We start from the raw sequence: 22,480 nt of genomic DNA, 5'->3' as shown, positions 1-22,480 counted from the left end.
CCCCTGAGGGGAAGCGGGCAGCCTGGATCACGTACATACGCGCGACCGAGGAGCCAGGATACTGGACGCACCGCTCAGCTCCCAATCCGGTCCTTCCGGGCGGCGGCCCGGCCGGCTCAGCGCCCCTGTTCGTACCGGCGCAGCTGCTCCAGGTCGATCATGCTCGTGTCGAAGAGGCTGGTCTCGTCGAGCGCGCCGTCGCCCTGCGGGGCGGGGGCCTGGGGCTGCGGGGACCAGCCGTAGTCCTGCTGGTTCGGGTCGTAGGCCTGGGGCTGGGACTGGTAGCCGTACGGGTCGGGCTGCGCCTGGTAGCCGTAGCCGTCCGGCTGGAGCGGCTGGTCCTGGTAGGCGTAGGTCTGCGCGTACGGGGCCTCCTGCGGGACCTGGGCCGCGAAGCCGGCCTGCGCGGGGTCCTGGGACCCCTGGAAGCCGGCCTGCGCGGGGCCCTGGTAGTCGGCCTGCGCCGGGTCCTGGTAGTCGGCCGCCGGCGCGTAGTCCTGCCGCGCGGGCTCGGCGTACACGGGCTGCTGCGGGGCCTGCTGCTGCGGGGCGGCCAGCTCGGCCAGTCCGGCCCAGTGGTCCTCGTCGCTGGTGTGGAGCCGGCCGCCCGCCGCGTCCTGGGCCGCCATGTGCGCGCCCAGCTCGTCGGTGGCGACCCGGCCGTGCAGCTTCTGCCGGCCGCGGCCGACGGCTTCCAGGGTCTTGGCGAGGACGGCCTCGAAGGCGCCGAACTTGGCGTCGACGTACTCGTCCGCGCGCCGCCTGAGGGTCTCGGGGTCGCCGCTGCGCTCCGGGGCCTCGGCGTAGTCCGGGTCCTCGTAGCCCTGGGGGTCGGTCCCCTCGCCGCGGCCCAGGAGCTTCTCGCGGCCCCGGTCGACGGAGCCGATGGTCTTGGTGAGGACGACCTCGAAGTTGGCGAGCTTGCTGTCGACGTACTCGTCGGCCTCGCCGCGGACCTCCTCGGCCTCCCGGCGGGCCTCGCTCAGGATGCGGTCGGCCTCGGCCTGGGAGCGCCGGGCGACCTCGGTGCCGGCGATCAGCGACTCGCGCTCGGCGCGGGCGGACTCGATGATCCGCCCCGCCTCCTGCCGGGCCTGCTCGACGACCTGCTCGCGGCCTCCGAGGACCTCCTCGGCGTGCGCGAGCGAGTTGGGCAGGGCGTCGCGCACCTCTTCGAGCAACGCGAGCAGCTCGGCGCGGTTGACCACGCAGGAAGCCGACATGGGCATGGAGCGGGCGTTCCCGACCGTTTCGACGATCTCGTCGAGCTTCTTCTGCACGTCCACCGTGTGCTCGCCACTCTCTGCTGCTGTTGGAGACGGACGGGACGACTGTACGGCCAGTGGCCTCCCGTCCGACACCTGGTGACGGCCCGTCAGCGGCTCACGGGCGGCGGATCCGTTCCACCAGGGCCTGGTGGACGGCCGGCGGCAGCAGGTGCGACACGTCCCCGCCCCAGGTGGCGACCTCCTTGACCAGCGAGGACGACAGGAAGCTGTACGTCGGGTTCGTCGGCACGAAGAGCGTCTCGACGCCGGAGAGACCGTTGTTCATCTGGGCCATCTGCAACTCGTAGTCGAAGTCGCTGACAGCCCGCAGGCCCTTCACGATCGCCGGGATGTCGCGCTCCTTGCAGAAGTCGACCAGCAGGCCGTGGAAGGACTCGACCTCGACGTTGCCGAAGTCGGCCGTGACCTCGCGGATCAGGTCGATCCGCTCGTCCACCGTGAACAGCCCCTTCTTGGACTGGTTGATCATCACGGCGACGTGCACGACGTCGTACAGCTTCGAGGCCCGACCGATGATGTCGAGATGTCCGTTGGTGATGGGGTCGAACGACCCGGGACAGACGGCGCGGCGCAACGTGGTTCCCTCGCTCTCCGGTGCGGTCATCGTGCGTCTTCGCACGTAGAGGCGGCGCGACCGTACCAAAACGTCGCCTCGCCGTAACGGCGGGCCCGCAGGGGATCGAACCCTTCGGGCCAGGCGAATTCTCCGCCTCTGGTGCTCCGTTCCACGGTGACGAGGGCATCGCCCGTGAGCCACCCCTGGGCACGGAGTGTGAGCAGGATCTCGCGAAGATCGTCGTCGGTGACGGCGTACGGCGGGTCCAGGAAGACCGCGCCGTAGGGGTCCGCGGGCACCGGTCCCGTCACGGTCTGTTCCGCTTTGCCGGTACGCACCTCGGCGCCCGGCAGCCCGAGGGCGCGGACGTTCTCCCGGACGGTGCGCGCGGCCCTGGCGTCGGCCTCGACGAGCAGGACGTGCGCGGCTCCCCGGGAGAGCGCTTCGAGACCCACGGCGCCGGAGCCCGCGTAGAGATCGGCGACGCGGACGCCGTCGAGGGTGCCCAGGAGCGCCTCCCAGGTGGAGAAGAGGCCTTCGCGTGCCCGGTCGGAGGTGGGGCGGGTGCCGGTGCCGGGCGGGACGGCCAGGCGGCGTCCGCCGGCCACACCTGCGATCACGCGGGTCATGGGTGTCTGGTCCTCGGGGGTCGCGGGCGGCGCGCAGGGGTGGGACGCGCGCCGTGCTCCCACGATATGGCGTCGGGTCCGCCCCGGTGCCGGTCGCCCCTCGCGGGGCGCCCCGCCGCACCGGCGGGCCTGCGGGGCGGGACGCCCGCGCGGCGCCGGTCAGCCCTTGTCGAGGTACTCCTCCCGGTCCTTGTCGAGCAGGGCGTCCAGGGCGGTGCGCAGCTCCGGCAGCCGCTCCAGGGCGGGGTCGTCGGCGACGATCCGGACGGCCTCCTCGCGGGCGGCGGCGATGACCTCCTCGTCGTCGATGACGCTGAGCACGCGCAGGGAGGAGCGGACCCCGGACTGGGCCTGGCCGAGGACGTCGCCCTCGCGGCGCTGTTCGAGGTCGATCCGGGAGAGTTCGAAGCCGTCGAGGGTGGCGGCGACGGCGGAGAGCCTGGCGCGGGCGGGGCTCGCCTCGTGGGCCTCGCTGACCAGGAGGCAGAGGCCGGGGGCGGAGCCGCGTCCGACGCGTCCGCGCAGCTGGTGCAGTTGCGAGACGCCGAAGCGGTCCGCGTCCATGATCACCATGGCGGTGGCGTTGGGGACGTTCACCCCGACCTCGATGACGGTCGTGGCGACCAGGACGTCCACCCGGCCGGCGGCGAACCGGCGCATCACGTCGTCCTTCTCGTCGGGGGGCATCCTGCCGTGCAGCACCTCGATCCGGAGCCCCGCGAGCGGCCCCCGGGCGAGCTGCGCGGCGATCTCCAGGACCGCGAGCGGCGGGCGCTTCTCGGCGTCGTCCGCGGCGGCGTCGCCCTTCTTGCCCTTCTTCTCGGCGTCGTCCGGGGCGGCGTCGCCCTTCTTGCCCTTCTTCTCGGCGGCCTCGTCGGTGTCGTCACCGATGCGGGGGCACACGACGTACGCCTGGTGCCCGCCCTCGACCTCCTCGCGGACCCGCTCCCAGGCCCGGTCGAGAAAGTGCGGCTTGTCCTTGGCGGGGACGACATGGCTGGCGATGGGCGAGCGGCCGGCCGGGAGCTGGTCCAGGACGGAGGTCTCCAGGTCGCCGAAGACCGTCATCGCGACCGTACGGGGGATGGGGGTGGCGGTCATGACGAGGAGGTGGGGCTGCTGCTTGCCCTTGGAGCGCAGCGCGTCGCGCTGTTCCACCCCGAAGCGGTGCTGCTCGTCCACGACGACCAGGCCGAGGTCGTGGAACTTCACCTTGTCCTCGATCAGCGCGTGGGTCCCGATGACGATCCCGGCCTCGCCGGTGACCAGGTCGAGCAGGGCCTGGCGGCGGGCCGCGGTGCCCATGGAGCCGGTGAGCAGCACCACCTTGGTGCCCCGGCCCGAGCCGCCGGGCGCCCGCCCGTCATCCGGCCGCCGCCCCTCGTCGAGAGGCGCTTCGCGCCACAGCCCCCAGTTCTCGGCCAGCTCGCCCATCATCTCGGTGATCGAGCGGTGGTGCTGCTGGGCAAGGACCTCGGTGGGGGCGAGCAGCGCGGTCTGGCCGCCCGCGTCGACGACGCGCAGCATGGCACGCAGGGCGACCAGGGTCTTGCCGGATCCCACCTCGCCCTGGAGCAGCCGGTGCATGGGGTGTTCGGTGGCCAGGTCGCGGAAGATCTCGTCGGTGACCATGCGCTGGCCCTCGGTGAGGGTGAAGGGCAGCCCGGCGTCGAAGGAGTCGAGCAGCCGGCCGGGCACCGGCCCGCGGGCGGCGGCCGGGAGTTCGGTGTCGGAGTGGCGGCGGCGGGCGAGGGCGACCTGGAGGACGAAGGCCTCGTCCCACTTCAGCCGCTCGCGCGCGGCGGCCACGTCCGCCTTGGTGTGCGGGCGGTGGATCTTGAGCAGCGCCTCGGGCAGGGAGACGAAGCCGCGTCCTTCGCGCAGGGACGGGGGCAGCGGGTCGACCGCTTCCCCGGCGCTGGGCAGGACGGTGTCCACGGCCTTGGCGATCCGCCAGGAGTCGAGCTGCTTGCAGGCGGGGTAGATCGGCAGCAGCTGTCCGGCGAAGGCGTCGGCGGCCTCGGTCGCCTCGTCCTCGTCGCGCACGTCCAGGAGCTGGTAGGTCGGGTGGGCGAGCTGGAGCTTGCGGTTGAACACGGAGACCTTGCCCGCGAACATCGCCCGGCGGCCCGGCAGCAGTTCCTTGTGCGGCTTGTGGACGCCGTGTCCGAAGAAGACCAGCTGGAGCCGTCCGCTGCCGTCGGTGAGGGTGACCTCCAGGCGCCTGCCACGGCCGCCGTTGAACGTCATGACCCGGGCGTCGGCGACCTGGGCGACGACCGTCACGTGCTCGTCCAGCGGGAGGTCGGTGAGCGCGGTGAGGCGGCCGCGCTCCTCGTACCGGCGCGGGTAGTGGTGCAGGAGGTCACCGACCGTGTGCAGGTCGAGGTGGTCCGCCATCACCTTCGCGGTCGGTCCGCCGAGCAGCTTCTTGAGTGGTTCATCGAACGCAGACACGCGCTCCATTGCACACCACGGCACCGACAATCGCGGTGACGGCTGCGCCGGAACCGCTCACTCCACACCGATCAGCAGGGGTGTCGTCCGGGGGCCGCCCCGGTAGATCACGGTGTCGACGGCGAGGTGTCCCTCGCGTACGTGCTCCTCCAGGACCCCGGCCAGGGCGTCCGGCACTTCCTCGCCCAGGACGAGGGTGACGAGTTCGCCGCCGGCCGACAGCATCCGGTCCAGGACGGTGCGGGCCGTGCCGGTGACGTCGTCGCCGATGACGGCGATGTCGCCGTCGATCAGGCCGAGGACGTCGCCTGCCTGGCAGATGCCGGCGGTGGTCCACGACTGCCGTTCGGCGACGGCGAGTTCGGCGTACCGGGTGGCGCCGGCCGCGGCGGTCATGGCGACCACGTCCTCGTCGAAACCGCGGCCGGGTTCGTGGACGGCGAGGGCGGCGATGCCCTGGACGGCGGCCCGGGTGGGGATCAGGGCGACGCGGACGCCCTCGGCCCGCGCCTGTTCGGCGGCGGCCGCGGCGGTGTGGCGCAGTTCGGCGTCGTTGGGCAGCAGGACCACCTCGCGGGCGTGCGCGCGGCGGATCGCGTCGACGAGTTCACCGCTGGCGGGCGGTTCGCCGGGGCGGGCGAGGACGGTGGTCGCCCCGGCCTCGGCGCACAGGCCGAGAAGCCCGTCGCCGGGGACGACCACGACGACGGCGCGCTGGGCCGGTTCGCGGTGGACGGGTTCGCGGTGGGCCCGCATCCGGTCGGCCGCGAAGTGGGTGATCCGGATGCGGTGGGGCCGGCCCGCCTCGACTCCGGCCTCCACGGCGGCCCCGGCGTCGTCCACGTGGACGTGGACGTTCCAGAGGCCGTCGCCGCCGACCACCACCAGGCAGTCACCGAGCGCGTCCAGCCGGGTACGGAGTCGGCCGACGGCCTCGTCGGAGGCCTCCAGCAGGTAGATCACCTCGAAGGCGGGGCCGCCCTCCGGGTCCGCCTCGGCGCAGGCGCCGGTGAGGGGCGGCGTCCCTCCGGACGTCCCGCCGGGTGCCCTGAGGACCGGTCCGGCCGGGGCCCGCCCGCCGACCGCCTCCAGCAGGGCGCCGAGGACGGTCACCAGTCCCTGTCCGCCCGCGTCCACGACGCCGGCCCGGCCGAGGACGGCGAGCCGCTCGGGGGTCCGGGCCAGCGCGGCGCACGCCCCGGCGTACGCGGCGGCGGCCACCGCCGTGAGGCCCACGCCCGGTTCCGCGGCCCCGGCGCCCTCGGCGGCCGCGGTGGCGACGGTCAGCACGGTGCCCTCCACGGGGTGGGCGACGGCCAGCCGGGCCGAGGCCGCGGCCTCGGCCAGCGCCCGGCGCAGGTGGTCCGCGTCACCGGCCTCGGCCAGGACCCCCGCCATCCCGCGCAGCAACTGGGCCAGGATCGTGCCGGAGTTCCCCCGGGCCCCGATCAGCGCGCCGTGCGCCATGGCGCGTACGACGTCGGCGGGGGCGGGGACGGTGGTGCCGGTCTCGTGGGCGGCGAAGACGGCTTCGACGGCCGCCGCCGCGGACTCCATGGTCAGGTAGAGGTTGGTGCCGGTGTCGCCGTCCGCCACGGGATAGACGTTGATGGCGTCGATCGCCTCGCGTTCCCGGCCCAGCGCGTCCAGGGCGAGGGAGCACCAGGTGCGCACCGCGACGGCGTCCAGGGCGTCGGGGGGCTGCGGCACCGGGGTCCTCCTTGAAGCGGCCGTGGGGGCTGGACTGCACCGCAGGGTAGTCCCAGGGCCCGGTCCCGGCGGGGACAGGTGCGGACGGGGGGACCGGTGAGCCATGGTAGTTTCGTATCCCCGGAGCAGCCGTTGTATGCTGCTTCGGTTGCCCGACGAAAGTCGGGCCATTCCTCCGGTACCGCCACTTCAGCAATGATTCCGGCGCGCCGGAATTCACTGTAAGTGCACCTGAAGTCTTTGGAGTGACCCGTGGCTGCCAACTGCGACGTTTGCGGCAAGGGGCCGAGCTTCGGCAACAGCATTTCGCACTCGCACCGCCGTACGTCCCGTCGCTGGAATCCCAACATCCAGCGCGTGCGTGCCGTGGTCGGTCGGACGCCGAAGCGGCTCAACGTCTGCACCTCGTGCATCAAGGCCGGCAAGGTCGCGCGCTGACGTTCCCGTCGTAGCGCAGCCTTCCGGTTGCCCGAAAAGCCGGTCCATCTCGGTGGACCGGCTTTTTGCTGTCCTCTTCCCGGTCGCGGGTGGACCGGCCGTACCGGCTCAGCCGGTGGTCCGTGCCGACCAGCCGTGGTGGACGGGCCCGATCCCGGCGCCGAGCGCGAATCCGGCCCGGATGGCGCCGGTGACGTACTCCTTCGCGCCCCGGACGGCGCTCGGCACGTCCTGGCCCCTGGCGAGCAGGCAGGCGATGGCCGAGGCCAGGGTGCAGCCGGTGCCGTGGGTGTGCCGGTTGTCGAGCCGGGGGGCGCGCAGCCAGTGCTCCTCGCCGCCGTCGGTGAGCAGATCGACGGCGTCACCGGGGAGGTGGCCGCCCTTGACGAGCACCCAGCGGGGCCCGAAGGCGAGCAGCCGGCCGGCGGCCTCGCGCATGCCGGGTTCGTCGGTGACGGTGAGGCCGGTGAGCCAGGCCACCTCGTCGAGGTTGGGGGTGGCCACGGTGGCGAGGGGCAGCAGCTTCGCGCGTACGGAGTCGAGGGCCTCGGCGGCGAGCAGCGCGTCCCCGTGCTTGGAGACGCCGACCGGGTCCACGACCACCGGGGCGCCGGTGCCGGCCAGGAGTCCGGCGACGGTCTCGACGAGTGCGGCCGAGGCGAGCATGCCGGTCTTCACGGCCTGGACGCCTATGTCGTCCACCACACTGCGGTACTGGGCCCGCACGGCTTCGGCGGGCAGTTCCCAGGCGCCCTGCACACCCAGCGAGTTCTGGGCGGTCACCGCGGTCAGCACGCTCATACCGTGGGTGCCGAGGGCCAGCATCGTCTTCAGGTCGGCCTGGATGCCGGCACCGCCGCCGGAGTCCGATCCGGCGACGGTGAGCACACGGGGCGGGACAGCTGTGGAAACGGTCATGGACCGGAATCTACTGGGCGTCCTCGATGGACCCGAAATGGTCCCAGCCGCCCTTGCTCGTCCAGGGCGCCCCGTCGACCGTGACCTGGGGCAGCGCCGAGGGGTTGAGGACCTCCCCGATCACCTTCCAGCGGGCCGGGAGCTTCACGTCCGGCGGGAACGTCGCCACGATCGCGTGGTCCTCTCCCCCGGTGAGCACCCATTGCAGGGGGTCCACACCGACGGCCTGGCCGATGTCGGACATCTGCGAGGGGATGTCGATGAGCCCGGCCCTGAGGTCGATCCGCACCGTGCTGGCCTCGGCGATGTGCCCGAGGTCCGCGACGAGTCCGTCGCTGACGTCGGTCATGGCGGTGGCGCCGAGTCCGGCCGCCGCGGGGCCCGCGTGGTACGGCGGTTCGGGCCGCCGGTGGGCCTCCACGAAGGCCCGCGGGGAGCGGAACCCCCGGGAGAGGACGGCGAATCCGGCGGCGGACCAGCCGAGCCAGCCGGTGACGGCGACGACGTCGCCGGGCCGGGCGCCGGACCGGGTGACGGGTTCGTGGTTGCGCAGGTCTCCGAGCGCGGTGATGGAGACGGTGATCGTGTCGCCGCCGACGACGTCCCCGCCGACCACGGCCGCGCCGGCCACCTGGCATTCGTCCCGCAGGCCGTCCATGAGTTCGGCGGCCCAGGTGACCGGGAGGTCGGCGGGGACGACGAGGCCGAGGAGCAGGGCGGTGGGTACGGCGCCCATGGCCGCGATGTCGGCGAGGTTCTGTGCGGCCGCCTTGCGGCCGACGTCGTACGCCGTCGACCAGTCGCGGCGGAAGTGCCGGCCCTCCAGCAGGATGTCCGTACTGGCCACGACCCTGCGGTCGGGAGCGGCCACGACCGCGGCGTCGTCGCCCGGTCCCAGCCGTACCGCCGGAGTGGTGGTGAGCCGGGAAGTGAGCTCTCTGATGAGCCCGAACTCCCCCAACTCGCCCACGGTTCCCTTCACCGAGTCTCACCTCTCATCTATCGCACCGGACGTCTGTCCGGGCTGCTTCAGCGGTTCCGGGGCCGGGGCCCCGGTCCGGCCCGCGGAGCACGCCGACGGCCCCGGGGCGCACCGGCGCGGCCGGCCCTCCTCCGCTCCGGCGGGCTCGCGGTCGCGAGGCCCCACCGCTGTCGGTACCGTCACGGGACACGTCGGCGTCCGTGGTCCGTACGCCACGCTCGGGGCGCCGGGCGGCCCCCAGGTCTCCCCGTGGCACACGGCGACGCGATAACGTGGCGTCCCTTTCCCCCACATGATCCTCGTGGCCGCCTTGGAGGTTCCGTGGTACAGGCGTACATCCTCATCCAGACCGAAGTGGGCAAGGCGTCGACCGTCGCCCAGACCATCGGAAAGATCCCGGGAGTGATCCAGGCAGAAGACGTGACAGGCCCCTACGACGTGATCGTGCGCGCGCAGTCCGAGACGGTCGACGCGCTCGGCCGCATGGTGGTCGCCAAAGTCCAGCAGGTGGAAGGCATCACCCGAACCCTGACCTGCCCCATCGTCCACCTCTGACCCCCGTCTACGCTGGTCCGGTGACGCATCTCCGCCGCCGGTCCCGCTCCGCCCGCCTCGTCCCGTCCGCCGCCCTGGCCGTCCTGGCCGCGGCGGGCTGCTCCACCGGTGGCGGGCAGCCCGCGGTCACGGTTCCCACGCCGTCGTCCCGGGCCGCCGCGTACTGCGAGGCCCTGCACAGGGAACTGCCCGAGACCGTCGTGGACCTGGAACGCAGTGACCCCGAACCGGACTCGGCGCTGACCGCCGGCTGGGGGGACGGGGCGATCGTACTGCGCTGCGGCGTCCCGCGACCCTCGCGGATGGACGACGCCCAGTCCAAGGGGGTCGACGCGGACGGCGTCAACTGGCTGCTGGAGCAGCGGGAGGACGCCGGTCCGCGGTTCACGACCACCTACCGCGAGGCGTACGTCGAGGTGACGCTCGGGACCGAGTTCGCCCATGACATCACCCCGTTGTCGGCGTTCGCCGGTCCCGTCGCGCGGACGGTCCCCGAGAGTCTGTGACGCGGCCCCCGGGGCCGTGACGTCCCGGGGCCGTGACGCGGCCTCCGGGGAATCCCGCGCGGGCGGCCCCGGGAGTCCTGGCGCGGGTCAGCGCAGCCCGGTGGACCGGTTCAGCGCCGCCTGGATCAGCCGGTCCACCAGCTCCGGGTAGCTCACGCCGCTCTCCTGCCACATCCGCGGGTACATGGAGATCGGGGTGAACCCGGGCATGGTGTTGATCTCGTTGATGACGAACGTGCCGTCCTCGGCGAGGAAGAAGTCGGCGCGCACCAGGCCCTCGCAGGAGGCGGCCTCGAAGGCGTCCACGGCCAGCCGCCGCACCTCGGCGGTCTGCTCCTCGGTGAGCGGGGCGGGAACCAGTCCGGCCGCCGAGTCGATGTACTTGGCCTCGAAGTCGTAGAAGTCGTGCGAGGTGACCGGGGGGATCTCGGCCGGCACGCTGGCGCGCGGCCCGTCCTCGAACTCCAGCACGCCGCACTCGATCTCGCGGCCGCGCAGCAGGGACTCCACCAGGAACTTGGGGTCGTGGCGGCGGGCCTCCTCGATGGCCTCGTCGAGTCCGGCGGCGTCCTCGACCTTGGTGATGCCCATGGACGAGCCGCCGCGGGCGGGCTTCACGAAGAGCGGCCAGCCGTGTTCGGCGGCGAACTCCATGACGCGCTTGCGGGCGGCGGGGCGGTCCGACTCCCACTCACGGGGGCGGACGACCTCGTACGGGCCCACCGGCAGCCCGAAGGAGGTGAACACCCGCTTCATGTACTCCTTGTCCTGGCCGATCGCGGAGGCGAGGACCCCGGCGCCGACGTAGGGCACTCCGGACAGTTCCAGGAGCCCCTGGAGCGTGCCGTCCTCGCCGTAGGGGCCGTGGAGCACGGGGAAGACGACGTCGACCTCGCCCAGGACCGTGGGCACCGCGCCGGGTTCGCCCACGACGACGTCACGGTTGCCGGGGTCGACGGAGAGCGTGACGGCGCCCCCCGACGGTTCGGCGAGCTGGTCCACGTCGGGGACCCGCCGGTCCGTGATGGCCATGCGGACCGGGTCGTCGGCCGTCAGGGCCCACCGGCCGTCCCTGGTGATGCCGATCGGCAGGACGTCGTACTTGGTCCGGTCGAGGGCGCTCATCACGGCGCCGGCCGTGACGACCGAGATGCCGTGTTCGGAGCTCCGGCCGCCGAACACGACGGCCACGCGCGGCTTGCGGGGCCGCTCGGAGCTCCGTCCGGAGCTCGCGGGGCTCTGTGCGGCTCCGGCGGTGCTCTCAGGGCGCTGGGGGAGGTTCTCGCTGCTCATATCGCGTTGAGGGTACCTGCTGGTAGGGCTCGGGTCAGCGTCGCTCGGGCTTGGCGCTGCGCGACATCAGCTCCTTCAGCGCGACCACCGGGGACTTACCCTCGTGGACGATTCCGACGACCGTCTCCGTGATGGGCATGTCGACGCCGTGCCGGCGCGCCAGATCCAGCACCGACCGGCAGGACTTGACGCCCTCGGCGGTCTGCTGGGTGACGGCGACGGTCTCCTGGAGCGTCATCCCGCGGCCGAGGTTGGTGCCGAAGGTGTGGTTGCGCGAGAGCGGCGAGGAGCAGGTGGCCACCAGGTCGCCGAGTCCGGCGAGTCCGGAGAAGGTCAGCGGGTCGGCGCCCATGGCCAGGCCCAGGCGGGTGGTCTCGGCGAGGCCCCGGGTGATGAGCGAGCCCTTGGTGTTGTCGCCCAGGCCCATGCCGTCGGCGATGCCCACGGCGAGGCCGATGACGTTCTTGACGGCGCCGCCGAGTTCGCAGCCGATGACGTCGGTGTTGGTGTACGGGCGGAAGTACGAGGTGTGGCAGGCGGCCTGGAGCCGCTGGGCCACGCTCTCGTCGGAGCAGGCGACGACACCGGCGGCGGGCCGGCGTTCGGCGATCTCCTTGGCGAGGTTGGGGCCCGTGACGACGGCGACGCGGTCCGCGCCGACCCCGGTGACGTCCTGGACGACCTCGCTCATCCGCTTGGTGGTGCCGAGTTCGACGCCCTTCATCAGGGAGACCAGGACGGTGCCGGGCTCCAGGTGGGGTGTCCACTCGGCGAGGTTGGCGCGCAGGGTCTGGGAGGGCACGACCAGCACCGCGAAGTCGGCGCCGCGCAGCGCCTCGGCGGGGTCCGTGGTGGCCCGGACCGAGGCGGGCAGCTCAATTCCCGGCAGGTAGTCCGGATTGGTGCGGGTCCGGTTGACCGCCTCGGCGACCTCCGGGCGGCGGGCGCAGAGCGTGACGTCGCAGCCCGCGTCGGCGAGGACCATGCCGAAGGCCGTACCCCATGAGCCGGTTCCGAAGACGGCTGCCTTCGCGGGGTGCGTCACGTGGATCCCTTTCCCTCTGCCTCGCGCCGCTGTTCGGCACGGGCCTTGCGGTGATCGTAGGGCTCGGCGGGCGCCTTCTCGCCGCGTACGTCCTCCAGCTGCGCGGTGACCGCGGCCATGATGACCTCGGTGGCCTGGCGCAGGACGTCGGGGGTGGGGTCGAGGCCGTGGAAGCGGGACAGATCGACCGGGGGCCCGGCCTGCACCGTGAGGGTCTTGCGGGGGAACAGCCGGAGCTTGTTCTCCTTGGCGTACGGCGGCATCGCGAGGTTGGCGCCCCACTGGGCGACGGGGATGACCGGGGCCTTGGTCATCAGGGCGACGCGGGCGGCGCCGGTCTTGCCGGCCATGGGCCACATGTCGGGGTCGCGGGTGAGGGTGCCCTCCGGGTAGAAGGCCACGCATTCGCCCCGCTCGATGGCGTCCACGGCGGCCCGGAACGCGCCCAGGGCGTCGCTCGTCTCGCGGTAGACGGGGATCTGACCGGTGCCGCGCAGCATCATGCCGACGAAAGGCGCCCGGAACAGTCCGGCCTTCGCGAGGAGCCTGGGTACCCTACCGGTGTTGTACTGGAAATGCCCGTACGAAAGCGGATCAAGATACGAGTTGTGATTGACCGCGGTGATGAATCCGCCATCGGCCGGAATGTGTTCCATTCCCCGCCAGTCGCGCTTGAACAGAACCACCAGGGGCGGTTTTGCGATGGCCGCCGCCAGGCGGTACCAGAAGCCGATTCTGCGGCGGGACACTCGGACGCCTTCCTCTAGGGCCTGTTCTCCGCCCGGTCCGCGGCGGTGCTGTGCCGGTCCGGGCGCCTGCTGTGTGGAGAACACCGTACGCCTCGCCCGCCGGGGCGGGCCCGCGGGTTGTCGTAGCGGCGGGCGAGAATGGGTCCTGACGCGTACGGAGGGGGAGATCGCCACGAACACCGACCCGACCGGCTCCTGGTCCCTGGTCGTCCCGCTGAAACCGCTCGCCCGCGCCAAGAGCAGGCTGGGGCGGGCGGTCGGCGCGGAGCGGCCGCGGCTGGCACTGGCGTTCGCCCAGGACACGGTGTCCGCCGCGCTGTCCTGCCCGGCGGTGCGCGATGTGGTGGTCGTCACGGACGATCCGGTGGCGGGGGCGGCGCTGGCCGCGCTCGGCGCCCGTACGGTGGCGGACGTTCCGGCGGCCGGGCTCAACGCGGCGCTGGAGCACGGTGTCCGGTCGGCGCGCGCGGACCGTCCGGACGCCGCAGTGGCCGCGCTCAACGCGGATCTGCCGGCGCTGCGGCCCTCCGAACTGGCACGGGTGCTGGATTTCGCGGCCGCTTTCCCCCGTACATTCCTCGCCGACGCCCAGGGAATCGGCACCACTTTCCTTTCCGCCGCCTCCGGTGTGGAATTGCGGCCCTTTTTCGGGGGACCGTCGCGGGCCCGGCACCTGGCGTCGGGGGCGGTGGAGGTCCCGCCCGCGGGCCTCGACTCGGTCCGCAGGGACGTGGACACCGGGGAGGACCTGCGGGTGGCGCTGGCCCTGGGGGCGGGGCACCGGACCACCGCCCTGTGCGCCCCGGCGGCCGGACGGGCGTGCGGGTAAGCCCTCAAGGGCTGTCCCGTGATCCGTGGTGGATCAGCGCGCGGCGTCAGATGGTGGGGGCACCTCCCACGCCGTTCAGGCTGTGGGGGAGCATCGCAAGGCGGAGGGACGTCCGCATACTGGATGTATTCGGGCGTCCCGACAACGCGGCGAGGTGCCGTAGCTGTCGTCGTGCGCCCACCAGGGATGACGGGACAGCCCTTAGGCTGGCTCCCATGCAGGCGACCTCGTTCACGTACGACTCGGCGACCAGGACCGGCAGTGTGCTGCTGGACGACGGCACCCCGGTGGACTTCGGTGCCCCGGCCTTCGACGCGGGCGGCCTGCTGCTGCTGCGGCCGGGGCAGCGGGTACGGATCGAGACCGAGGGCGAGGGCGCGTCGCTGCGCATCACCCTGGTGACGCTCCAGACGCTCTGAGGGCGCCGCCGGCGCTCCGGAAAGCCCGCGGGCCGGGCTCCCCGAGGGGAGCCCGGCCCGGCGCGTTTCGAGCGGTGAGCGCTGCCCGCCCGCTCTCACTTCTTGCGGGTGGTCGCCTTCTTGGCGGCGGTCTTGCGGGCCGTGGTCTTCTTCGCGGGCGCCGTCTTCGCCGTGGTCTTCTTGGCGGGAGCCGTCTTGGTGGCGGTCGCCTTCTTGGTGGCCGTGGCCTTCTTCGCCGGGGCGCTCTTCTTGGCCGCCGCCGTGGTCTTCTTGGCCGCGGGCGCCGTCTTCTTCGCCGTGGTCTTCTTCGCCGGGGCGGTCTTCTTGGCCGCCGCCGTGGTCTTGCGGGCCGTGGCCTTCTTGGCGGTGGCCTTCTTGGCGGCCGCCTTCGCCGTCGTACGGGTGGAAGAACCGCCCGAGAGGCTGCCCTTGGGAGCCTTCTTGACGGAGACCTCGCCGCCCTTGGGGAGCTTCTTGGAGCCGCTCACCAGGTCCTTGAAGCCCTGGCCCGCGCGGAACCGGGGCACGGACGTCTTCTTGACCCGCACGCGCTCGCCCGTCTGCGGGTTGCGGGCGTAGCGGGCCGGGCGGTCGACCTTCTCGAACGATCCGAAACCGGTGACCGAGACACGGTCACCGGCGACGACCGCGCGGACGATCGCGTCGAGCACCACATCCACGGCGTCGGCGGCCTGCTGCCTGCCGCCGACCTTGTCGGCAATCGCTTCTACGAGCTGCGCCTTGTTCACGTCTTCCCCTTCGGAGACATTGCCGGAACGAAACTGTTCAGGCGTTTTCGCACGTTAGGCAGATATATACCGCAAATCAAACACGAAACGGGCTAATCACCCTAGTGCCGCAACGAAGTCGACCGCCGCGCTGTTCCGCGGAGTCAGTCACCTTCGGGGAATCGGCCCTCATCGAGGTCCTTCATCAATCGGTCCAGGCGCCTTGCCGCACCTGGGAGATCGTGCTTAGCCGCGGCCGTGACGACCAGCAGCTTCCGGGAGAGCGCCATCCGTACGCCCTCCGGGACTTGCAGTGCGCGCACGCGTGCGTGCGCTTCCTTCAATCGGTCGGCGACTTCGCCATAGAGCTTGAGTTGGCTGTCGCGTTCCATGCACCGATTGTGCCATCTGGGGCGAGTTGTCGCCCGAGGGGGTCTCAACAAGCGACTGCGCCCCCTGCCGGGAGGCAGGGGGCGCAGTGCGGTAAAAGCGCTGATCAGGCCTGGACGGTCTGCGGTTTGAAGGCCGGTCGGCCCGCTTCGTAGGCCGCGATGTCCGCTTCGTTCTGAAGGGTGAGGCTGATGTCGTCGAGGCCGTTGAGCAGCCGCCAGCGGGCGTTCTCGTCCAGCTCGAAACCGGCGGTGATCCCGGCCGCGAGGACCTGCCGCTTCTCCAGGTCCACGGTGACCTCGGCGGCCGGGTCGGACTCGGTCAGCTCCCACAGCCGGTCGACGACGTCCTGGTCGAGGACGACGGTCAACAGCCCGTTCTTCAGCGAGTTGCCGCGGAAGATGTCGGCGAACCGGGAGGAGATGACGGTCTTGAAGCCGTAGTTCTGCAGGGCCCAGACGGCGTGCTCGCGGGACGAGCCGGTGCCGAAGTCGGGGCCGGCCACCAGGACCGTCGCGCCCTCGCGCTCCGGGCGGTTGAGGACGAAGTCCTCGTCCTTGCGCCAGGCTTCGAAGAGCCCGTCCTCGAAGCCGTCCCGGGTGACCTTCTTCAGCCAGTGCGCGGGGATGATCTGGTCGGTGTCGACGTTGCTGCGGCGCAGCGGGACGGCACGGCCGGTGTGTGCGGTGAATGCTTCCATGGCTATCGGACTCCGGCGGGCGTACGGGTGTCGGACAGGTCGGCGGGCGAGGCCAGATGGCCCAGCACGGCGGTGGCGGCGGCCACCTGCGGGGACACCAGGTGGGTGCGGCCGCCCTTGCCCTGCCTGCCCTCGAAGTTGCGGTTGGAGGTGGAGGCGGAGCGCTCACCGGGGGCCAGCTGGTCCGGGTTCATGCCCAGGCACATCGAACAGCCCGCGTGCCGCCATTCGGCGCCGGCGGCCGTGAAGACCTTGTCCAGGCCCTCCTCGACGGCCTGGAGGGCGACCCGGACGGAGCCCGGGACGACCAGCATCCGTACGCCGTCGGCGACTTTGCGGCCCTCCATGACCGAGGCGGCGTTGCGCAGGTCCTCGATGCGGCCGTTGGTGCAGGAACCTACGAAGACGGTGTCCACACTGATCTCGCGCAGCGGCTGCCCGGCGGTCAACCCCATGTACTCCAGGGCCTTTTCGGCGGCGTGGCGCTCCGAGGCGTCCTCGTACGAAGCCGGGTCGGGGACGCTGGCGGACAGCGGCGCGCCCTGGCCGGGGTTGGTGCCCCAGGTGACGAACGGCGCCAGCTCGGTGGCGTCGATGAGGACCTCGGCGTCGAAGACCGCGTCGTCGTCGGTGCGCAGCGTCTCCCAGTACGCCACGGCGGCGTCCCAGTCCTCGCCCCGGGGGGCGTGGTCGCGGCCCCGCAGGTAGTCGAAGGTGGTGCGGTCCGGGGCGATCATGCCCGCGCGGGCGCCGGCCTCGATCGACATGTTGCAGATGGTCATCCGGGCCTCCATCGAGAGCTTCTCGATGGCGGATCCGCGGTATTCGAGGATGTACCCCTGGCCGCCGCCGGTGCCGATGCGGGCGATGACGGCGAGGATGAGGTCCTTGGCGGTGACGCTGTCGGGCAGTTCGCCCTCGACGGTGATCGCCATGGTCCTGGGCCGGGCCATCGGGAGCGTCTGGGTGGCGAGGACGTGCTCGACCTGGCTGGTGCCGATGCCGAAGGCCAGCGCGCCGAACGCCCCGTGGGTCGAGGTGTGCGAGTCACCGCAGACGACCGTGGTGCCGGGCTGGGTCAGCCCCAGCTGCGGGCCCACGACGTGCACGACGCCCTGCTCGACGTCGCCGAGCGGGTGCAGCCGGACGCCGAAGTCCGCGCAGTTCTTGCGCAGGGTCTCCAGCTGGGCGCGGGAGACCGGGTCGGCGATCGGCTTGTCGATGTCGAGGGTCGGGGTGTTGTGGTCCTCGGTCGCGATGGTGAGGTCGAGGCGCCGGACCGGGCGGCCGGCCTGGCGCAGACCGTCGAACGCCTGCGGGCTGGTCACTTCGTGCAGCAGGTGCAGATCGATGAAGAGAAGGTCGGGCTCGCCCTCCGCGCGCCGGACGACGTGGTCGTCCCAGACCTTCTCCGCGAGTGTCCTACCCATCGCTTTCCCTCCGGCCGGCGTCCTCGCCGGCCCAACTAGAGATTTCGGTGCGCCACCGTCCGGACCCCCGAGCGGGGCGGCGACTACGAGCCGCGATGCGGCCGCCGGTACAGGTTCGCAATTCCTGGGGAAAATTGAACTTGCGTTTCACAGAGTGAGACGCGAGTATCGTCGTATGGACAACTCTAGCGGCGTCGGCGTTCTCGACAAGGCAGCTCTGGTATTGAGCGCCCTGGAGTCCGGTCCGGCCACCCTCGCCGGACTGGTCGCGGCGACAGGGCTCGCACGGCCGACGGCACATCGACTGGCCGTGGCACTCGAACACCACCGCATGGTGGCGAGGGACATGCAGGGCCGTTTCATTCTCGGCCCCCGCCTGGCGGAGCTGGCCGCGGCGGCCGGCGAGGACCGCCTGCTGGCGACGGCCGGACCCGTGCTCACACATCTGCGTGACATCACCGGCGAGAGCGCCCAGCTCTACCGCCGGCAGGGCGACATGCGGATCTGCGTGGCGGCGGCGGAACGGCTGTCCGGACTGCGGGACACGGTACCCGTCGGCTCCACGCTCACCATGAAGGCGGGATCCTCCGCGCAGATCCTGATGGCCTGGGAGGAGCCGGAGCGCCTGCACCGGGGCCTCCAGGGGGCGCGCTTCACGGCGACGGCCCTCTCGGGCGTACGCCGCCGGGGCTGGGCCCAGTCGATCGGTGAGCGCGAGCCGGGCGTCGCCTCGGTCTCGGCACCGGTGCGGGGCCCGTCGAACCGCGTGGTCGCGGCGGTGTCCGTCTCCGGGCCGATCGAGCGGCTGACGCGCCACCCGGGCCGGATGCACGCCCAGGCCGTCATCGACTCGGCCGCGCGGCTCAGTGAGGCACTGCGCCGCACGGGCTGAGGCACACGCCCACCCCCTCCCTTGGCCGCCCCAGCGTCGTGGCGGCCCCCTCCACCCACGCACCGCTCGCCGCTGCGATGTGGAGCATCTCGTCCAACAGGCCCGCTTCACACGGGAGATGGCGGCCGGAGACCTGGACTCGCCACAAGACCACCTGAGGGCTCCCGGAACAGCGCACGGCGGGAACCGGTCCGGAACAGCGAAAAGGCCCTTCACCGGGGTGAAGGACCTTGCCGTACTGCCGAGTTGTACCCCCGACCGGATTCGAACCGGCGCTACTGCCGTGAGAGGGCAGCGTGCTAGGCCGCTACACAACGGGGGCTTGTTACTTCGGTCTTGCGCTGGGCTACCAGGACTCGAACCTAGAATGACGGTACCAGAAACCGTAGTGTTGCCAATTACACCATAGCCCATGGTGGTACACGTACCCCCGACCGGATTCGAACCGGCGCTACTGCCGTGAGAGGGCAGCGTGCTAGGCCGCTACACAACGGGGGCCCTAGCGATCCTCACCCGGCGGTAACCGGGCGGTGTCACCGCGTGAACATGGGTGCGACCCAGACGTTCTCGCGGGATGGATCTGTACCCCCGACCGGATTCGAACCGGCGCTACTGCCGTGAGAGGGCAGCGTGCTAGGCCGCTACACAACGGGGGCTTGTTACTTCATCGTGCGGTACTGCGCTGGGCTACCAGGACTCGAACCTAGAATGACGGTACCAGAAACCGTAGTGTTGCCAATTACACCATAGCCCACTGAAACGCAACCCCTGAGGGCCTTGTCTCTGTCCGCGCTTCCCGGCCGGATCTTTCGGCCCGCTCGGGCGGCGCAGGAAGAACATTACCCGAAGGTGTCCGGCGCTCCAAAACGGGTATCGCCCGCCAGCAGGCCGGGAAGCTCGTCCAGGCCGGTGATCCGGGCCAGTTCGGGGCGCCCGCCGAGCCCGTCACGGTCGAGCCAGATCCCGCTGAGCCCGGCGGCCACGGCGCCCGCCGCGTCGATGTCGGGTTCGTTGCCGACGTACGCCACCTCGCGCGGGTCCAGGGCCAGGGCCTCGCAGGCCGCGTGGAAGGCCGCGGCGTCCGGTTTGGAGACCCCGATCTCCACCGCGCACACCACCGCCTCGAAGCGGTCCCGCACGCCGAGCGCGCGGAGCTTGCGGTCCTGGTTGTGGATGCTGGAGTTGGACAGGACGGCGTGCCGGAAGCTCCTGGCCAGCCGGTCCAGCACCGGCAGGACGTCCGGGAAGAGGGCCCACGCGGCCTCGTAGTGCGCGGCGTGCCGGCCGAACCACGCGTCGGCCTCGGCGTCGCTCATCCTCCGCCCCAGGAACTCCCGCACCCGCTCGCGGCGCTGCCCCTGGAAGTCGGTCTCCCCGGCGGCGAAGCGCGCCCACTGCGCGTCCGTGATCGCCTTCCAGGCGTCCAGGGCCCGTTCCAGGGAGGCGTACCCCCCGGGGAAGCCCTCGCGCTCCAGGTGCGCGCGCATGCCGGTGCGGTCGGCCCCGGAGTAGTCGAAGATCGTGTCGTCGATGTCCCAGAGGACCGCGCGGATCGCCATGCGGCGAACCTACCCCGCCCCGCCGCCCCGCTACCGGATACGCCGGAGGCCGGGCTCCCCCGTGGGGGACCCCGGCCTCCGGCGCGCCTACGGGCGTCGCTAACCGGCCAGCTTGGCCAGTGCCGCGTCGACGCGGGCGATCGTCTTCTCGCGGCCCAGGATCTCCAGGGACTCGAAGAGCGGCAGGCCGACCGTGCGGCCGGTCACGGCGACGCGGACCGGGGCCTGCGCCTTGCCGAGCTTGAGGCCGTGCTTCTCGCCGGCGGCCAGGACGGCGGCCTTGAGGGCCTCGGCGTTCCACTCGGCGGCGAGCAGTTCGGCGCGGGCGCTGACGAGGAGGGCGTCCGAGCCCTCCTTCATGGCCTTCTTCCAGGACGCCTCGTCCTCGACCGGCTCGTCCAGGAAGAGGAAGTCGACGTTGGCCGTGATGTCCGAGAGCACCGTCACCCGGGTCTGGGCGTGCGGGGCGATCTCGGCGAACTGCTCCGCGTCGAAGGCCTCCGGGGCCCACGGGGCGAACGGCGCCTTCAGCCAGGGGCCGCACGCCTCGGTGAACGCCTTCACGTCCATCGCCCGCAGGTGCTCGGCGTTGACGTGCTCGCACTTCTTCAGGTCGAAGCGGGCCGGGTTGGCGTTGACGTCGGCGATGTCGAACGCGGCGACCAGCTCGTCGCGGGAGAAGATGTCGCGGTCCTCGGCGATGGACCAGCCCAGCAGCGAGAGGTAGTTGAGCAGCCCCTCGGGCAGGAAGCCACGCTCGCGGTAGAGGTTGAGCGAGGCCTGCGGGTCGCGCTTGGAGAGCTTCTTGTTGCCCTCGCCCATGACGTACGGCAGGTGACCGAAGGCGGGGATGTCCTTGGCGACGCCCAGCTCGATCAGCGCCCGGTACAGCGCGATCTGGCGCGGGGTGGAGGAGAGCAGGTCCTCGCCGCGCAGAACGTGGGTGATCTCCATCAGCGCGTCGTCGACCGGGTTGACCAGGGTGTAGAGCGGGGCCCCGTTGGCGCGGACGATGCCGTAGTCCGGGACGTTCTCCGGCTGGACGGTGATCTCGCCGCGGACCAGGTCGGTGAAGGTGATCGCCTCGTCGGGCATCCGGAAGCGCACGATCGAGGTACGGCCCTCGGCCTCGTACGCGGCCTTCCGCTCGTCGCTCAGGTCACGGCAGTGGCCGTCGTACCCCGAGGGCCGGCCGGCGGCGCGGGCGGCGTCGCGGCGGGCGTCCAGCTCCTCGGTGGTGCAGTAGCAGGGGTAGGCGTGCCCGGCGTCCAGCAGCTTGGCGGCGACGTCCTGGTAGAGGTCCATCCGCTGCGACTGGCGGTACGGGGCGTGCGGGCCGCCGACCTCCGGGCCCTCGTCCCAGTCGAACCCGAGCCAGCGCATCGAGTCGAGCAGCTGCTCGTAGGACTCCTCGGAGTCGCGGGCCGCGTCGGTGTCCTCGATGCGGAAGACCAGGGTGCCCTGGTGGTGCCGCGCGAACGCCCAGTTGAACAGGGCGGTGCGGACCAGACCCACATGGGGGTTGCCCGTGGGTGAGGGACAGAAACGGACGCGAGGGGGTACCCCCTGGTCGAGCGGAGCCGAGAGCTTGGGGGAGGGTGCGTTAACCACGCTTGATCACCTTGTTGGTGAGAGTGCCGATGCCTTCGATGGTGACGGCGACTTCGTCGCCGGCGTGCAGGGGTCCAACTCCCGCGGGGGTCCCGGTGAGGATCACGTCGCCCGGGAGCAGGGTCATGGCCTCCGTGATGTGGACGACCAGGTCCTCGACCGAGCGGATCATGTCGCTCGTACGGCCCAGCTGGCGTTGCTCGCCGTTGACCGTGGCCTGGACGGCCAGGTCGCCGGGGTCGAGGTCGGTCTCCACCCAGGGGCCGAGCGGGCACGACGTGTCGAACCCCTTGGCGCGGGCCCACTGCCCCTCGCGGCGCTGGGCGTCACGGGCGGTGACATCGTTGGCGCAGGTGTAGCCGAAGACGACGTCCTTGACCCGTTCGCGCGGGACCTCGCGGCACATGCGGCCGATCACCACGGCCAGTTCGGCCTCGTGGTGCAGCTCCTGGGAGAAGGAGGGGTACTCGATGGCGTCGCCCGAGCCGATCACCGAGGTGGTGGGCTTGAAGAAGGTGATCGGGACGTCGGGCACCTCGCCGCCCATCTCGGCGGCGTGCTCCGCGTAGTTGCGGCCGACGGCCACGACCTTGTTGGGGAGCACGGGGGGCAGCAGCCGGACCTTCTTCAGCGGGACCTTGGTCCCGGAGAGCTCGAAGTCGGTGTACGGGATGCCCTTGATGATGTCGAGGACGAGGTCACCGGAGTCGATGGCCCCCTCGCCCTCGACCGCGCCGAAGGCGACATTGCCGTCGATGGAGAACCTGGCGATGCGCACGGGATGCTGTCGCCCCT

23 protein-coding genes and 5 tRNA genes are annotated in these 22,480 nt (G+C 71.9%); 6 read left to right on the top strand and 22 right to left on the bottom strand.

Going from position 1 to position 22,480, the window contains the following annotated elements:
• Nucleotides 1–116: 116 nt before the first annotated feature.
• From B9S64_RS24005 to B9S64_RS23985, 5 genes are all read right to left on the bottom strand, one after another.
• Nucleotides 117–1,286: a cell division initiation protein gene (locus B9S64_RS24005; RefSeq protein WP_103489699.1), complete on the bottom strand. Its 1,170-nt coding sequence runs from the start codon at nucleotides 1,284–1,286 to the stop codon at nucleotides 117–119.
• Between the two features lie 97 nt (nucleotides 1,287–1,383).
• On the bottom strand, nucleotides 1,384–1,863 hold the full coding sequence (gene coaD / locus B9S64_RS24000) for a pantetheine-phosphate adenylyltransferase (protein ID WP_181012179.1): 480 nt from the start codon (nucleotides 1,861–1,863) through the stop codon (nucleotides 1,384–1,386).
• A gap of 26 nt (nucleotides 1,864–1,889) precedes the next feature.
• Complete coding sequence (gene rsmD, locus B9S64_RS23995) at nucleotides 1,890–2,474, bottom strand: 16S rRNA (guanine(966)-N(2))-methyltransferase RsmD (RefSeq protein ID WP_103489701.1); 585 nt, start codon at nucleotides 2,472–2,474, stop codon at nucleotides 1,890–1,892.
• A 159-nt stretch (nucleotides 2,475–2,633) separates the two neighbouring features.
• Nucleotides 2,634–4,940: an ATP-dependent DNA helicase RecG gene (gene recG / locus B9S64_RS23990; RefSeq protein WP_103488934.1), complete on the bottom strand. Its 2,307-nt coding sequence runs from the start codon at nucleotides 4,938–4,940 to the stop codon at nucleotides 2,634–2,636.
• A 48-nt stretch (nucleotides 4,941–4,988) separates the two neighbouring features.
• Nucleotides 4,989–6,641: a DAK2 domain-containing protein gene (locus B9S64_RS23985; RefSeq protein ID WP_109492107.1), complete on the bottom strand. Its 1,653-nt coding sequence runs from the start codon at nucleotides 6,639–6,641 to the stop codon at nucleotides 4,989–4,991.
• Between the two features lie 252 nt (nucleotides 6,642–6,893).
• Between B9S64_RS23985 and rpmB the strand changes: the two genes are divergently transcribed.
• Entirely contained in the window at nucleotides 6,894–7,079 is a 186-nt protein-coding gene (gene rpmB, locus B9S64_RS23980) for a 50S ribosomal protein L28 (protein WP_003965989.1), read from the top strand.
• Between the two features lie 108 nt (nucleotides 7,080–7,187).
• On the opposite strand, the gene thiD is transcribed toward rpmB, so the two are convergent.
• Both thiD and B9S64_RS23970 read right to left on the bottom strand, forming a co-directional pair.
• Nucleotides 7,188–7,997 (bottom strand): bifunctional hydroxymethylpyrimidine kinase/phosphomethylpyrimidine kinase, encoded by an 810-nt coding sequence (gene thiD / locus B9S64_RS23975; RefSeq protein ID WP_103493561.1) that lies wholly within the window; start codon nucleotides 7,995–7,997, stop codon nucleotides 7,188–7,190.
• A 10-nt stretch (nucleotides 7,998–8,007) separates the two neighbouring features.
• The gene (locus B9S64_RS23970; protein WP_103493560.1) at nucleotides 8,008–8,979 is read right to left on the bottom strand and encodes a thiamine-phosphate kinase; all 972 of its coding nucleotides are present in this window, start codon (nucleotides 8,977–8,979) and stop codon (nucleotides 8,008–8,010) included.
• Between the two features lie 321 nt (nucleotides 8,980–9,300).
• Here B9S64_RS23970 and B9S64_RS23965 point away from each other — a divergent pair, with 321 nt between their 5' ends.
• On the top strand, nucleotides 9,301–9,534 hold the full coding sequence (locus B9S64_RS23965; RefSeq protein WP_103493559.1) for an Lrp/AsnC family transcriptional regulator: 234 nt from the start codon (nucleotides 9,301–9,303) through the stop codon (nucleotides 9,532–9,534).
• Nucleotides 9,535–9,554: 20 nt separating this feature from the next.
• A complete protein-coding gene (locus B9S64_RS23960) occupies nucleotides 9,555–10,040 on the top strand; it encodes a DUF3515 domain-containing protein (protein ID WP_103493558.1) in 486 nt (161 codons plus the stop codon).
• A gap of 87 nt (nucleotides 10,041–10,127) precedes the next feature.
• On the opposite strand, the gene B9S64_RS23955 is transcribed toward B9S64_RS23960, so the two are convergent.
• The 3 genes from B9S64_RS23955 to B9S64_RS23945 are packed head-to-tail and all read right to left on the bottom strand — an operon-like array spanning nucleotide 10,128 to nucleotide 13,127.
• Nucleotides 10,128–11,333, bottom strand: coding sequence for a D-alanine--D-alanine ligase family protein (locus tag B9S64_RS23955; protein ID WP_103493557.1), 1,206 nt, complete (start codon nucleotides 11,331–11,333; stop codon nucleotides 10,128–10,130).
• Between the two features lie 34 nt (nucleotides 11,334–11,367).
• Nucleotides 11,368–12,378 carry an NAD(P)H-dependent glycerol-3-phosphate dehydrogenase gene (locus B9S64_RS23950; protein ID WP_103493556.1) on the bottom strand — a complete coding sequence of 337 codons (1,011 nt, stop codon included), beginning with the start codon at nucleotides 12,376–12,378 and terminating at the stop codon, nucleotides 11,368–11,370.
• Nucleotides 12,375–13,127, bottom strand: coding sequence for a 1-acyl-sn-glycerol-3-phosphate acyltransferase (locus tag B9S64_RS23945; RefSeq protein ID WP_103493555.1), 753 nt, complete (start codon nucleotides 13,125–13,127; stop codon nucleotides 12,375–12,377). The genes B9S64_RS23950 and B9S64_RS23945 overlap by 4 nt, the downstream gene beginning before the upstream one ends.
• A 145-nt stretch (nucleotides 13,128–13,272) precedes the next feature.
• On the opposite strand from B9S64_RS23945, the gene cofC reads away from it, so the two are divergent.
• Complete coding sequence (gene cofC, locus B9S64_RS23940; protein WP_103493562.1) at nucleotides 13,273–13,956, top strand: 2-phospho-L-lactate guanylyltransferase; 684 nt, start codon at nucleotides 13,273–13,275, stop codon at nucleotides 13,954–13,956.
• 215 nt (nucleotides 13,957–14,171) lie between these two features.
• A complete protein-coding gene (locus B9S64_RS23935; protein ID WP_103493554.1) occupies nucleotides 14,172–14,375 on the top strand; it encodes a hypothetical protein in 204 nt (67 codons plus the stop codon).
• Between the two features lie 95 nt (nucleotides 14,376–14,470).
• Here B9S64_RS23935 and B9S64_RS23930 read toward each other — a convergent pair whose 3' ends face one another.
• The 4 genes from B9S64_RS23930 to leuC form a co-directional block, all read right to left on the bottom strand.
• Nucleotides 14,471–15,124, bottom strand: coding sequence for an HU family DNA-binding protein (locus B9S64_RS23930; protein ID WP_103493553.1), 654 nt, complete (start codon nucleotides 15,122–15,124; stop codon nucleotides 14,471–14,473).
• Between the two features lie 143 nt (nucleotides 15,125–15,267).
• Nucleotides 15,268–15,495: a hypothetical protein gene (locus B9S64_RS23925; RefSeq protein WP_028443234.1), complete on the bottom strand. Its 228-nt coding sequence runs from the start codon at nucleotides 15,493–15,495 to the stop codon at nucleotides 15,268–15,270.
• 104 nt (nucleotides 15,496–15,599) lie between these two features.
• Nucleotides 15,600–16,193 carry a 3-isopropylmalate dehydratase small subunit gene (gene leuD / locus B9S64_RS23920; protein ID WP_103493552.1) on the bottom strand — a complete coding sequence of 198 codons (594 nt, stop codon included), beginning with the start codon at nucleotides 16,191–16,193 and terminating at the stop codon, nucleotides 15,600–15,602.
• Nucleotides 16,194–16,195: 2 nt separating this feature from the next.
• Nucleotides 16,196–17,623 carry a 3-isopropylmalate dehydratase large subunit gene (gene leuC, locus B9S64_RS23915; RefSeq protein ID WP_103493551.1) on the bottom strand — a complete coding sequence of 476 codons (1,428 nt, stop codon included), beginning with the start codon at nucleotides 17,621–17,623 and terminating at the stop codon, nucleotides 16,196–16,198.
• 175 nt (nucleotides 17,624–17,798) lie between these two features.
• Here leuC and ndgR point away from each other — a divergent pair, with 175 nt between their 5' ends.
• Nucleotides 17,799–18,515 (top strand): IclR family transcriptional regulator NdgR, encoded by a 717-nt coding sequence (gene ndgR, locus B9S64_RS23910; protein WP_014048551.1) that lies wholly within the window; start codon nucleotides 17,799–17,801, stop codon nucleotides 18,513–18,515.
• A gap of 249 nt (nucleotides 18,516–18,764) precedes the next feature.
• On the opposite strand, the gene B9S64_RS23905 is transcribed toward ndgR, so the two are convergent.
• The 8 genes from B9S64_RS23905 to B9S64_RS23870 form a co-directional block, all read right to left on the bottom strand.
• Nucleotides 18,765–18,837, bottom strand: a tRNA-Glu gene (locus B9S64_RS23905).
• A 19-nt stretch (nucleotides 18,838–18,856) separates the two neighbouring features.
• Nucleotides 18,857–18,928: transfer RNA gene (locus B9S64_RS23900), tRNA-Gln, on the bottom strand.
• A 12-nt stretch (nucleotides 18,929–18,940) separates the two neighbouring features.
• Nucleotides 18,941–19,013: transfer RNA gene (locus B9S64_RS23895), tRNA-Glu, on the bottom strand.
• Between the two features lie 85 nt (nucleotides 19,014–19,098).
• Nucleotides 19,099–19,171, bottom strand: a tRNA-Glu gene (locus tag B9S64_RS23890).
• A 26-nt stretch (nucleotides 19,172–19,197) separates the two neighbouring features.
• A tRNA-Gln gene (locus B9S64_RS23885) sits at nucleotides 19,198–19,269 on the bottom strand.
• Nucleotides 19,270–19,354: 85 nt separating this feature from the next.
• The gene (locus B9S64_RS23880; protein WP_103493550.1) at nucleotides 19,355–20,074 is read right to left on the bottom strand and encodes an HAD family hydrolase; all 720 of its coding nucleotides are present in this window, start codon (nucleotides 20,072–20,074) and stop codon (nucleotides 19,355–19,357) included.
• Between the two features lie 99 nt (nucleotides 20,075–20,173).
• Nucleotides 20,174–21,685 (bottom strand): glutamate--tRNA ligase, encoded by a 1,512-nt coding sequence (gene gltX, locus B9S64_RS23875; RefSeq protein ID WP_103493549.1) that lies wholly within the window; start codon nucleotides 21,683–21,685, stop codon nucleotides 20,174–20,176.
• Nucleotides 21,678–22,463 (bottom strand): fumarylacetoacetate hydrolase family protein, encoded by a 786-nt coding sequence (locus B9S64_RS23870; protein ID WP_103493548.1) that lies wholly within the window; start codon nucleotides 22,461–22,463, stop codon nucleotides 21,678–21,680. Before B9S64_RS23870 ends, gltX begins: the two co-directional genes overlap by 8 nt.
• Nucleotides 22,464–22,480 lie beyond the last annotated feature (17 nt).

The sequence above is a fragment of the Streptomyces sp. SM18 genome (assembly GCF_002910775.2).
In the GTDB taxonomy this organism is placed as follows: domain Bacteria; phylum Actinomycetota; class Actinomycetes; order Streptomycetales; family Streptomycetaceae; genus Streptomyces; species Streptomyces halstedii.
The sequence above is the reverse complement of the archived record's forward strand: the minus strand, read 5'-3'. Positions and strand labels throughout refer to the sequence as shown.